General features: G+C 40.7%; 10 protein-coding genes. All 10 read right to left on the reverse strand.

The features are described from left to right. The 10 genes from V6R96_RS02795 to V6R96_RS02840 all read right to left on the reverse strand — a co-directional run bounded on the left by V6R96_RS02795 (nucleotide 1) and on the right by V6R96_RS02840 (nucleotide 12475). Nucleotides 1–2877, reverse strand: a complete 2877-nt coding sequence (locus V6R96_RS02795) for a TonB-dependent receptor (RefSeq protein ID WP_336377935.1) — start codon at nucleotides 2875–2877, stop codon at nucleotides 1–3. Nucleotides 2878–3015: 138 nt separating this feature from the next. After that, nucleotides 3016–4689, reverse strand: coding sequence for an NADPH-dependent assimilatory sulfite reductase hemoprotein subunit (locus V6R96_RS02800; RefSeq protein WP_336377936.1), 1674 nt, complete (start codon nucleotides 4687–4689; stop codon nucleotides 3016–3018). 17 nt (nucleotides 4690–4706) lie between these two features. Further along, nucleotides 4707–6416, reverse strand: coding sequence for a flavodoxin domain-containing protein (locus tag V6R96_RS02805; protein ID WP_336377937.1), 1710 nt, complete (start codon nucleotides 6414–6416; stop codon nucleotides 4707–4709). Beyond that, nucleotides 6406–7251 carry a uroporphyrinogen-III C-methyltransferase gene (gene cobA, locus V6R96_RS02810; protein ID WP_336377938.1) on the reverse strand — a complete coding sequence of 282 codons (846 nt, stop codon included), beginning with the start codon at nucleotides 7249–7251 and terminating at the stop codon, nucleotides 6406–6408. The genes V6R96_RS02805 and cobA overlap by 11 nt, the downstream gene beginning before the upstream one ends. Before the next feature lie 24 nt (nucleotides 7252–7275). Next, a complete protein-coding gene (gene cysK, locus V6R96_RS02815; protein WP_336377939.1) occupies nucleotides 7276–8187 on the reverse strand; it encodes a cysteine synthase A in 912 nt (303 codons plus the stop codon). A 29-nt stretch (nucleotides 8188–8216) separates the two neighbouring features. Next, nucleotides 8217–9047 carry a serine O-acetyltransferase EpsC gene (gene epsC / locus V6R96_RS02820; RefSeq protein ID WP_336377940.1) on the reverse strand — a complete coding sequence of 277 codons (831 nt, stop codon included), beginning with the start codon at nucleotides 9045–9047 and terminating at the stop codon, nucleotides 8217–8219. Nucleotides 9048–9049: 2 nt separating this feature from the next. Next, a complete protein-coding gene (locus V6R96_RS02825) occupies nucleotides 9050–10288 on the reverse strand; it encodes a GTP-binding protein (protein WP_336377941.1) in 1239 nt (412 codons plus the stop codon). A gap of 52 nt (nucleotides 10289–10340) precedes the next feature. Beyond that, a complete protein-coding gene (gene cysD / locus V6R96_RS02830; RefSeq protein ID WP_336377942.1) occupies nucleotides 10341–11249 on the reverse strand; it encodes a sulfate adenylyltransferase subunit CysD in 909 nt (302 codons plus the stop codon). Nucleotides 11250–11259: 10 nt separating this feature from the next. Further along, complete coding sequence (locus V6R96_RS02835) at nucleotides 11260–11973, reverse strand: phosphoadenylyl-sulfate reductase (RefSeq protein ID WP_336377943.1); 714 nt, start codon at nucleotides 11971–11973, stop codon at nucleotides 11260–11262. A gap of 85 nt (nucleotides 11974–12058) precedes the next feature. After that, nucleotides 12059–12475: an Rrf2 family transcriptional regulator gene (locus tag V6R96_RS02840; protein ID WP_083996783.1), complete on the reverse strand. Its 417-nt coding sequence runs from the start codon at nucleotides 12473–12475 to the stop codon at nucleotides 12059–12061. Nucleotides 12476–12478: the final 3 nt, after the last annotated feature.

A 12478-nucleotide genomic window follows, 5' to 3' on the forward strand; every position in this document is an offset into this window, starting at 1 on the left:
TTATTTAAAGTTTAGATCATAGGTAAATGCGACATAATACAGTCCTCCGATCTCGGGCCCTGCCGCATACTGATAATACCGGCGGTTAAGCAGATTCGTTGCTCCGATTTTCACACTCGTTTTAATGTCCGGAATTCTCCATGTTGCCTGAGCATCGATGGTATAATAGGCCGGAATGTTTCCGGAAGCTAACGGACTTTCCCATAAGAAACTATCCTGCCATCTCGCCGCAACCGTAAATCCTATATTTTTAATAATCTCCCTATTTCCAACACTTAAATTAACTGCCCATTTAGGAGTATTGAAAGCAGTAATGAAAAGATCCGAGGTATTGGTTGAAACCAGATCATTATATGAAATGTTCACATTTACATTATAGTTTTTCACCAGATTATATCGGATTCCCAGAGATGTTCCAAGACTTTTATATTTACTGTTGCTATTGGTATACACTCTGTACCGGTCCTGCTTACTTCTGTCCAGCATTGCTAAAACTGCATTATCACTGCCTATACTTTCATTTTTAGGCACCGCCACTTCTACCTGTCCCAGAAAACCTTCATAGACATTGTAATAAAAGTCCCAGTCGATGATAAGCCTGCTGTTGAATAACGCTGATTTATAGCCTATTTCAAAAGAGGTTACCTTTTCAGGCTGTAATTTCGGGAGATTGGCCGCGGACAATAAGCTTTTATTTTTCTGTGCAGCCTGGTTCTGATTGAGCCCTCCGTCTATATCTTTATTAACTGCAGAAATGAATTGGTCAATAGAAGCCAGCGTATATGAATTCTCAAGGTAACCCAATCCGTCATTGGCTTTCGACAGTCCACCCACTCTTCTTACATTTCCGTTATTAACGAATGAAAGGGCTTCAAACAAAGAAGGAAAACGGTAACCATTTTGAAAAGAAACCCGGAAATTATGTTGATTAACCGGAGAATAAACCACGCTTACCCTTGGATTTAATTTGGTCTCAAACTCAGGATTTCTATCGGCGCGAAGAGCCAGATTTACTTTTAACTTATCATCGAAAAAAAGCTTGGTAAGTTGGGCAAAAGCACCATATTTCTGGTAAATGACATTGTTTCCAAAAGTCCCGTCTGATAAAGGAATATTCCGTTCACTGACCGGCCTGTCGAAATCAACAAAATTATTTCCGTCGGGAGTGATGCTGTAAAGACGGTAATCTGCGCCAACAAGAAGATTAAAAACCTTTACAAATTTTGTAAAGTCGTAAGTAATTTCGCCCTGGTAAAATCGGGATTTCTGTTCAAGCTTTGCGCCTCCGGTGGCGGGAGCTCCTGCAATTCCGGAATTGGCTGAATCCCAGTTATTGATCCCAATGATTGTATTTTTCAGCTGTTCAAAAGCTGCCGACCCTGGAATAGCTCTGTTTTTATCGGCTTCCTGTCTTGCCAAAATAAAAGCATCATTCAGATTTACTCCAGAATTAAGCCTGTCCTGCAAAGTATTCTGAAAGATATTTTTCCAGTTGGTATTGGAAAGATTAGTAAGGTCCAGATTATCAGCTAATGGCTTAAGATTATAAGAATCTCCGGTATTTTCTATGGACATGTATGCCCTGAATGTCAATTCTTTACCCGTCAATTCTACTTTATGGTTCTGAACCGTTGCATTCTGAAGGCGGATCTTGTTTCCTCTCTGAAAAGTACCATCGAGTAATCCGTAACGGTACACGTAAGAGGTTTTCCACTGATCTCCAAAACGGTAGTACAATCCGGCATCGAATTTTACATTTTTCACTTCGGGACTTATCAGATCTTTTTCATCATATCCCGTCCTTGAAACATTAAAGGTGGTTGGCTTTCCATTATAATTCACTTTTACCGATGTCCTGTTGTTTCTTTCATCACCGTATTTATTCCAGAGATCTTCAGCCGGGTTATTCGCCAGGGAAAAGTTTGGATTGGCAGTAATCAGTGAATTGGGGTTCTGATCTGTGCGGTTATCTGAGATCCAGTCAATTCCGCTGAAATAAGAGGCATTGATCTTTACCGCAAAATTCTTTTTAAAAACTTTTGCAATTCTGACAGCGCTTTCTCCTAAGGAAGCGGTTTTATGATTCACATTGTCCACATGGTTCACTCCGCCTCTGAAATAAAGACTTACTCCTTCCGAGGTAAACGGATCTTTTGTCTGAAGACTCGCCAATCCGTTCACAGCATTCATTCCATACAAAGCGGAAGCGGCTCCGGGAGTAATTTCCATAGACTGGATATCCAGTTCTGTAGGCCCTATTGCATTTCCCAGCGGAACTCCGAGCGTGGCAGACTGCACATCGACACCATCAACCAGCTGCATAAACCGGAAGTTATTCGGAGAATTGAATCCTCTGGAATTGGGAACTTTTAAAGTAAGGCTTGAGGTCAAAAGCTGCAGCCCTTTTACATTTTCCAATGTTTCGTAAAATGAAGCGGCCGGACTTTCCCGGATGGTTTTAATATCAATTTTCTCAATAGCAATCGGAGATCTCAGTATCTTTTCGGGAACACGTGAAGCGGAAATCACCACTTCATTGATGATGGTGTTCTGAGGATTCAATTCTACTGCAATTTTACTGGACAATGACAATATTTCAGTAGTCTGAGTGGCAAAGCCTTCTTTGGCAATGACAATTCTGAAGGGTATTTTCACCCTTGTTCTCAGCTGAAAGTTTCCATCCTGATCGGTTACTGCTGCATCCTGGGTATTTTCTACCCGGATGTTTGCTCCGGCAATTCCTTTTTGGGTGTCTGTATGTCTGATCGTACCGCTTACTTCGATAAGCTGCTGCGCCTGTACAAAGCCGGTGAAGGAAAGGGTAAACAGTATAAGATGGATTTTTTGTTTAAAATATGGGTGGTGTATGGATTTCACTTGTTTTTAATTTTAGGGTTGAAAAATGATTTTATGCGTTGTCAATTAATGAACAGCACATACACATTCGGAGCCCTAAAAGATTCTGATCATGTTTTCTAGCTTTTGTCTGTCTGTAAAAGAGGTTGATCATATTTTTTATTTTACGGTTTGTAAATAGCGGTAGGAGAAATCACCAAATGTTTCTTCTGCGTTTCTCTGTTGTGAATAGATCCCGAAAAGCTGGTCAAGGGTTTCTATGATTTCTTCTTCACCGATGTTTTCTTTAAATTTTGTATTCAGGCGCGTACCCAGTCTGTCCCCGCCAATATGAAGATTATATTTGCCATATGCTGTACCCACGAATCCAATTTCGGCATTGGGTGATCTTCCGCACCCATTGGGGCACCCCGTCATCCTGATGGTAATATCTTCGTTTTGAAGGCCATATTTTTCAAGGACAGGCTCTATTTTGGTGACTAAAGAGGGTAAATAGCGCTGCGCTTCTGCCAAAGCCAATGAACATGTATTCAATGCTACGCAGGCAACGGAATTTTTACGAAGTGCGCTGGCTTCATCAGTATAGGTTGAAATTCCTGATTCTTTCAGAAGAGCCTCAATTTCAGCTTTATCATTTTGCGAAATATCAGACAGGATCAGGTTTTGATTGCAGGTAAAGCGGAAATTGACTTTCCCGGTTTCAGCAATTTTTAACAGTCCTGATTTTAAAGGATATTCATCTGTATCAAGTACACGTCCGTGCTCTACGAATAAAGTATAAAACCATTTTCCTTCATGATTCTGTACCCAGCCGTAACGGTCTTTTCTCTGCTCAAACTTAAATTCCCTGGCAGGTTCAAAACTGAAACCACATCTTTTTTCTACTTCAGTTCTATATCCGTCGATACCAAGTTTGTCTATTGTATATTTTAACCTTGATAATTTCCTGTCGCTTCTGTTCCCGAAGTCACGCTGTACTGTGATAATTTCATACACCGCTTTCAATACTTTTTCTTCTGTATCTACAAAACCCAGGAGAGATGCAAGGCGTGCATAGGTTGCATCATTTCCATGTGTGGCCCCCAATCCTCCGCCTGCCGCAATATTATAACCGACAATTTTATGATCTTCAATGACAGCAATCAGCGCTATGTCATTAATAAAAACATCTACATCGTTATTGGGAGGAACGGCAATTCCAATTTTCAATTTTCTGGGCAGATATCTGTCCTGGTATAAAGGATCTTCCTCTGCTTTTCTGTCAACAACCAATTCGTCATCGATCCACAGATCATAATATGATTTTGTTTTGGGCAGGCACATTTCGCTTATTTTTCCTGCCAGTTCATAAGCCTCCTGATGTAAAGGCGATTCGGAAGGATTTGAGGTACAGGTCACATTCCTGTTCACATCACCACATGCTGCAATGGAATCCAGATGCTGCAAATTGAAGCTCTGAATGGTCGGTTTTACATGAGATTTTAAAATTCCGTGCAGCTGAATGGTCTGGCGGGTGGTAATTTTGATCACTCCTGTGGAATGATTTTCTGCAATTTCATGAAGTCCTGCCCATTGTTCAGAAGTTAAAAAACCTCCCGGAAGCCTCAAACGAATCATATAGGAGTACAGCCATTCCAGTTTTTTGGCGACTCTTTCTTCACGTCTGTCCCGATCATCCTGCTGATACATCCCGTGAAACTTGATGAGTGTTTGGTCATCTTCTCTGATGGCTCCCGTAAAATCGTCCAAAAGGCTTTCTTTTAAAGTTCCTCTAAGTCCGTTACTACTGGTCTTGATCCTTTCTACAGGGGAAAGGTTATTCTTATCTGTCATATTGATCCGTTTATGATTTAGTACACATCTTTTACATATCTGCCGCTGAGTTCCAGTTCTTCCAGGTAAGCCTGAGCTTCTTCTACACTATGTTTTCCTTTATCCTGAATAATGTTCAGAATGGTTTTTTCAACATCCTTGCTCATAGGATCTCTTGTTCCGCATACGTAGAGTGATGCTCCGCTTTCCAACCAGTGATAGACCTCCTGTGCTTTTTGCTCCAGCCTGTGCTGAACGTATATTTTTTCGGCTGTATCTCTGGAAAAGGCCAGGTCTAAATGAGTTAATGTCCCGGTTTTCAGAAAATCCTGAATTTCTGCCTGATAAAGAAAATCTGAAACGAATGTCCGGTCACCAAAGAAAAGCCAGTTTCTGCCTTCTGCTCCAAGAGCATCGCGCTCGTACAGAAAAGACCTGAAAGGCGCAATGCCGGTTCCGGGACCAATCATAATGATATCTTTATCCGGCTTGGGTAATCTGAAATGTTTGGCTTCCTGAATATAGAATTCAAGGTTTTCTCCTTCCTTAAATTCAGCAAGGAAACTACTGCAGAGTCCGTTCTGCTTTTTATCATTAATAAAAAACTCGGATTTTGTTACCGTGATGTGAATTTCTGCATCACCATGAGCTTCCAGCGATGAAGAAATAGAATATAAACGTGGTGACTGCCCGGTTAAAAACTTAAGTACCTGTTCAAATTCATCGGCATTTTTTACAGGATAAATCCTCAGCAAATCAAGAAGGCTTAACCTCACTTCAGGGATATGATGCCCAGTGGTCTGTGCATATTGAGCTACTGTTGTTTTAAGCAGGTAGCTGATATTAAGATGCTTGTAGAGAAGTTCTTCTGCGCCAGCTGTAATTTTGGCGGTTGTAATCTGTTTCTGAGGATCAATCCCGGTTAGGGCAATGATCTCATCCACTTCATGTTTCGGGTTGAGGGCAATAACGCCCAATGCATCCCCTGGGCTATAGACTAAAGGTTCTTCTGTTTCTATTTCAATGTGATAGGTTTCTTTATCAGACCCAATATCATTTAAATTGATGATTGTTGAAATTTTTCCCTGGTACTTTTTTCTTCCGGTTGATATTTTGGGAGTAACAGTGCTTTTATGACTGCTTTCTTTCGTTTTATCAGCAACATCCAGAATATGTTCAGCCCAGGTATGAGCTTCCTCTTCGTAATCAATATCACATTTTTTTAAAGGAAGAATACGCTGTGCTCCCAGTATTTCAAAACGGGAATCGATGTCCTCCCCGGTTTTGCAGAACAGAGGGTAACTGCTATCTCCCAAAGCAAGGACTCCGAATTTCAAATTACTGATATTCAAGTCATTTTCATGAATATGATCATAAAACTTTTTGGCAAGAATAGGTGGATCACCCTCTCCCTGAGTACTGATAATAATGAAGAACAAATCTTCTTTAGCAAGATCTTTCGGTTTGTATTGGGAAAGGTCTGCCAGCTTTACCTGAATACCTTTCTTCTTGATGATTCCCGCAAGTTCTACCGCGAGCTTCTTACTGTTTCCGGTTTCAGTACCATAGGCAAGGGTAATTTTCTTTGCAGAAACTGTTTCGGTATGAGCTGCAAGTGTAAAATCTTCCTGTACTGTAGCGTACGATCCTGCAAGGCCTGCCAGAAAACCGCTGGCCCAGACCGCTTCATCCCTTGAAAAATCGCCGGATATTTCTTTAAGGGCTTTTAATTTAATTTCAGACAGCATATTCGAATAGGTTTTGATGGTTTGACACCAGAGTTCCGTTTGTTACAGATTTAAAGTAAATCCCTTCCTGTATAGGTGTTTTCAGCCAGGAAAACTCATCGTGCAGGTTAACTACTTTCCCTATCACGACCAATGATGGAGATATAAAATCTTTATTCCCGAATTTTGCATGAAAATCTTCTATGGATGAGGTATGTACTTTCTGATAAGGGGTGGTAGCCTGTTCAATCACCGCAATCTTCTTCTCATCAGTCTTGCCTAGTGCTAAGAATTTATCTACCAGGCCATTGAGGTTTCCTTTAGACATATAAAAAACAAGAGTATCTTCTGATATTCCCAGTTCTTTCCAGTACTCATCACTGAGAATTTCTGTTTTATAATAGGTCAGAAAGCGTACGGATGTGGCATACCCTCTTGCCGTTAAAGGTATTCCGGCATAGGCTGCTGCTCCTGAAGCTGCTGTAATTCCAGGGATGATTTCAAATGTGATATGATGCTCTTTCAAAGCTTTCAATTCATCCAGAACATTGGAAAAAAAGGATATATCCCCTCCTTTAAGCCTTACCACGGTTTTTCCCAGGGAAGCATAGTCCACAATTAATGTATTGATGCGGGACTGCGGTGTAGAAGCATTTTTACTGCATTCTTTTCCGACATATATAATTTCGGCTTTTTTATTGGCGTAACGGTCTATTATTTCAGGGCTTACAAGACGGTCGCATAAGATAACGTCGGCAGCAGCAATAGCTTTTACCGCTTTCACAGTGATCAGATCAGGGTCGCCGGGTCCTGCACCGACAAGGAAAACCTGTGGTGAACTACTAGTATGTTTCATTTTTAATCTTTTTATTGGTGGGTTCTAGAACAGTCCTTCAATGGACAGGTATCTTTCGCCTGTATCATAGTTTACCGTAAGAATGGTAGATCCGGCCGGGATTTCAGGCAGTTTTTTTGCTACTGCTGCTAAAGCTGCTCCTGTGGAAATCCCAACGAAAAGACCTTCTTTTTTGGCGGCATTTTTTGTGTATTCAAAAGCTTCGTCTTTATTAATCTGAACAATTTCATCTAATAGGGCTGTATCAAGTATGGAAGGAATGAATCCTGCACCCAGACCCTGCAAAGGATGTGGAGCGGGAGCACCTCCGCTGAGTACGGGAGACAGCTCGGGCTCAACAGCAATTACTTTAATATGGGGAAACTTCTGCTTAAGTACCTTTGCAATTCCGGTGATATGTCCTCCTGTTCCTACTCCGGTGATAAGGTAATCGAGCCCTTCCGGAAAGTCTTTGAGGATTTCCTGGGCGGTGGTTTCAACATGCACTTTTACATTAGCCGGGTTATCAAATTGCCTTGGGATCCATGAATTCGGGGTTTCCTTTGCCAGTTCTTCTGCTTTTTCAATGGCTCCTTTCATTCCTTTTTCTCTGGGAGTCAGAACGAATTCTGCTCCGTATGATTCCATAATTTTACGGCGTTCCAAACTCATACTTTCCGGCATCACGAGAATCAGCTTATAGTTTTTTACGGCAGCTACCAGGGCAAGTCCTATTCCTGTGTTTCCGCTTGTAGGCTCTATAATGATGCTGTCTTTATTCAGAAGACCTTTAGATTCAGCATCTTCGATCATTGACAAAGCAATTCTGTCTTTGATACTTCCGCCCGGATTTGCTTTTTCCAGCTTGATCCAGACTTCATGTCCGGCACCGAAAAGCTGATTAATTTTTACAACCGGGGTATTTCCGATGGTTTCTAATGTGTTTTGGAACTTCATACCGATTCAATTTTATGTTGTTTTGTTGTTTATATCACAAATGTTAAAGATTCAGGAAGCGGTCCGTTATCTTTTATTTTTATTTCACTTTTATTATAGACTAAGGAATTGGAAGGTACATTTTGGGTAATCCACACATTTCCACCGATGATGCTATCTCTGCCGATGGTTGTATCTCCTCCTAAAATGGTTGCCCCTGAGTAAATAATCACGTGATCTTCAATATTGGGATGCCTTTTCTCATTGGCTTTATCTTTTGAAACATGTAAGGCTCCCAATGTTACTCCCTGATATAGCTTCACATGATTGCCAATAACCGTTGTTTCTCCAACCACAATCCCGGTTCCGTGGTCAATAAAGAAATGTTCTCCAATAACCGCCCCCGGATGAATATCTATTCCTGTCCTGCTGTGCGCATATTCTGAGATTATGCGTGGCAGTGTTTTTACTTTTTGAATCCAAAGCTGATGCGAAATTCTATAGACATAGGTCGCAAAAAATCCGGGATAAGAGAGAAGTATCTCTTCCAAAGACTCTGTTGCGGGATCAAACTCCAGGATAGATTCAGCATCGAGAATCAGTTTATCATAAATATCAAGCAAGGCCAGAAAAAAAGCATTGGTTTGATTTTCAACGGAAACCTCATCAACCTCTGTACTTCCTATTAAATCAAAAAGAAGTTTACTCAGTATTTCAAAATCATTGTAAAGCTGATCACCCGTGTTTACCTGTTTGGGAAGAAACAGGAGATTGTACAGCTCTGTGACAAAATTTTCCATTTTGTTCTGATCAAAGAACCGGGTGGAACTGATTTGCTTTTTTTCAAGAATCTTCTTAATAAAATGATCTGATATTTTCATTTCTACTGAATTATACAGGCTGCAACTGTAGCATTGGACGTTTCATCTACCAGAATAGCGGATCCTGTTTTTTTATTGCTTATAAAATCATCAAATACTAAAGGCTGCGCCGTCCGTATGGTTACTTTTGCAATTTCATTGAGCCTGATGTCTTCTTCTGCCGTTTCTTTTTCCAGTGTATTGACATTGATTTTGTAGTCGACCTGTTTTACCACAGCTTTCAACTGCCTGCTGTGATGTTGCAGCAGGTATTTATTTCCCGGCTGCAGGGCTTTATGATCAAGCCAGCACAGCAATACTTCTATTTCTTTTTCCACATTGGGAAGCTCTTCTGCCGAGGTAAAGAAATCTCCTCTGCTGATATCTATATCTTCTTTAATCTGAATAACAACAGGCTGTCCTTCAAAAGCCTCCTGAACCTCAGCACCATTCACTTCTATTGCTGTAATTTCAGTGATTATTCCAGCCGGAAGTATGGCTATTTTATTTCCTTTCTGAAAGCTTCCACTGACGACTTGCCCGGCATAACCACGGTAATCATGCAATTCTTCGGTCTGCGGACGGATGACATACTGCACCTGAAAACGGCTGCCACTGTTCTGCTCCTGATGAAGCTGCACTTCTTCCAAGTATTCAAGAAGGGAACTTCCTTTATACCAGCCTGTAACAGGAGATAAGGAAACGATATTATCCCCTTTCAATGCTGAAATCGGGAAATAGGTAACATCATTTAAACCTAAGCCTTCTGCGATCTTGGAATAATCTGTTTTAATCGTTTCAAAAACATCTTCCGAATAATCCACCATATCCATTTTATTGATCGCAACAGCTACTTTTTTCAGTTTAAGTAATGAAGCAATAATGGAATGTCTCCTCGTCTGCTCAATGACTCCTTTACGGGCATCAATGAGAATCACCATAAGATCTGAATTAGAAGCTCCGGTAATCATGTTTCGGGTATACTGAACATGCCCCGGAGCATCTGCAATAATAAATTTTCTTTTTGATGTCGAAAAATACCGGTAAGCGACATCAATGGTGATTCCCTGCTCTCTTTCTGCACGGAGCCCATCCGTTAAAAGAGCAAGGTCTACCCCATCATCATTTTTGTTTTTAGAGTGTTTTTCAAGTACTTCCAGCTGATCCTGTAAAATGCTCTTGCTATCGTAAAGCAGTCTTCCAATGAGGGTACTTTTACCGTCATCTACACTTCCTGCTGTTATTAATCTTAATATATCCACGATTTTTTATTTATGAGTGATACATGATAAGTAATGTCTGATTGATTACCTATTAGAAATAGCCTCCTTTTTTCCGGTCTTCCATGGCCGCTTCTGTAACACGGTCGTCAATTCTGGTCTCTCCTCTTTCTGATATTCTGGTGGCTACAATTTCTTCAATTACCCTGTCAACGGTTGCCGCTTCAGATTCTACGGCTGCTGTACAGGTCATATCACCTACAGTGCGGTAACGGATCCGTTTTGTTGTTACAATGTCACTTTCTTCCAGTACGGCAAACTCAGAATTAGCGATCCATTGCCCATTAAGGTCTACGACTTCTCTTTCATGCGAAAAGTAAATAGATGGCAGTTCTATATGCTCTCTGCGGATGTAGTTCCATACATCCAATTCGGTCCAGTTGCTTATTGGGAAAACTCTTACATTCTCTCCTTTATGGATTTTTCCGTTAAAAATATTCCAAAGCTCGGGACGTTGGAGTTTGGGGTCCCATTGTCCGAATTCATCTCTTACAGAAAATATTCTCTCTTTTGCACGGGCCTTTTCTTCATCCCTCCTTGCTCCTCCTATGCATGCGTCGAACTCAAACTCTTCAATTACATCCAACAATGTAAAGGTTTGCAGCCAGTTACGGCTCGGGAATTTACCTTTAGGTTCTGTAAGTTTTCTTTTCTGAATGGTATCTTCTACTTTCCGTACAACCAAATCCACATTCAGTTCTCCAGCCAGCTGATCTCTGAAATCTAAAACCTCCTGAAAATTGTGTCCGGTATCAATATGGACGAATGTAAAAGGGATCTTTCCGTGAGGAAATGCTTTTGCTGCCAGATGAGCCAGAACAATACTGTCTTTTCCGCCACTGAACAGTAATGCCGGACGCTCAAACTGTCCTGCAACCTCTCTGAGGATATAAATGGACTCAGATTCTAGCTGATCTAAATAATTTAACTGATATAATGACATAGTATATTTTTTATTGATGAACATGTAAGCCGCATTCTTTCTTGTCAGCATCTTCCCACCACCATCGGCCGGCTCTGAAATCTTCGCCCTCTTTGATCGCTCTGGTACAGGGTTCACATCCGATGCTTACAAACCCTTTTTTGTGAAGGTGATTATAAGGAAGCTGATGTGTTTTTACATAGTCTGCCACCTGTTCCGTGGTCCAGTGAAGAATAGGATGAAACTTAATGATCTGATGATCGGGGTCCCATTCCAGCTGCGGCATTTCTTTCCTGCCAGCAGAATGCTGAGATCTTAAGCCTGTAATCCAGACCTTATATCCCTGAAGAGCCTTTTTCAGAGGCTGAACCTTTCGGATATTACAGCAAGCTTTTCTATTTTCCACGGACTGATAAAAGGAATCCGGTCCGTTTTCTGAGACAAATTTCTGCAGGGCTTCCGGATCCGGATAATAGGCTTTTATATTTTTTTTAAAGAATGCTCTGGATGAGGTCCAGGTTTCGTAGGTCTGTTCAAAAAGTCTTCCTGTATCCAGAGTAAAAATATCAATATCAAGATTTTTTATCAGATGATTCACAACCTGGTCTTCATAGCTGAAGCTGGTAGAAAATATAACTTCTCCCGGAAATTTTTCTGCTAGAACCTGCAAAAAATTGGCACTCACAACACCTGTAGAGGCATTTTCGAGAAGGTTATTGAATTCTATTTTCAGAGCGTTTTCCATTTTTAAATTGAAATTAACTTCTGCAAATATATATAAATCCTATTTATCCTACCAAATTACTAGGATATAAAATTAAAAAAAATTTTCAGCTGTTTTTTATAAAGGAAGTAAGGGTAGCTTCCATCATACTTTTTCTTGTTTTTTCTCTTACTATGATCAGCTCATTTCTAAGGTAGCATGTTGCTTCATCGACACAGTCGTCACAAGGTTCATAGAAATTTATTGAAATACAGGGAGTTAAGGCAATCGGTCCTTCAAAAATCCGGTAGATATCTGCCAATGAAATATCATCGGGTGACTTCAGGAGGTAATAGCCCCCCGCTGTTCCCTGCTTGCTGTTGACCAGCTTGGCTCTTTTAAGTTCAAGAAGAATCTGTTCTAAAAACTTTTTTGAAATATTTTCATCCTGTGCAATAATAGCAGTTGACAAAAACCCCTGGTTGTAGTTTCTTGCCAATCTTACCATTGCTTTCAATGCATATTTGCAACGTTTGGACATCATAAT

This window comes from Chryseobacterium sp. CCNWLW53 (assembly GCF_037083525.1).
Lineage (GTDB): Bacteria > Bacteroidota > Bacteroidia > Flavobacteriales > Weeksellaceae > Chryseobacterium > Chryseobacterium lathyri.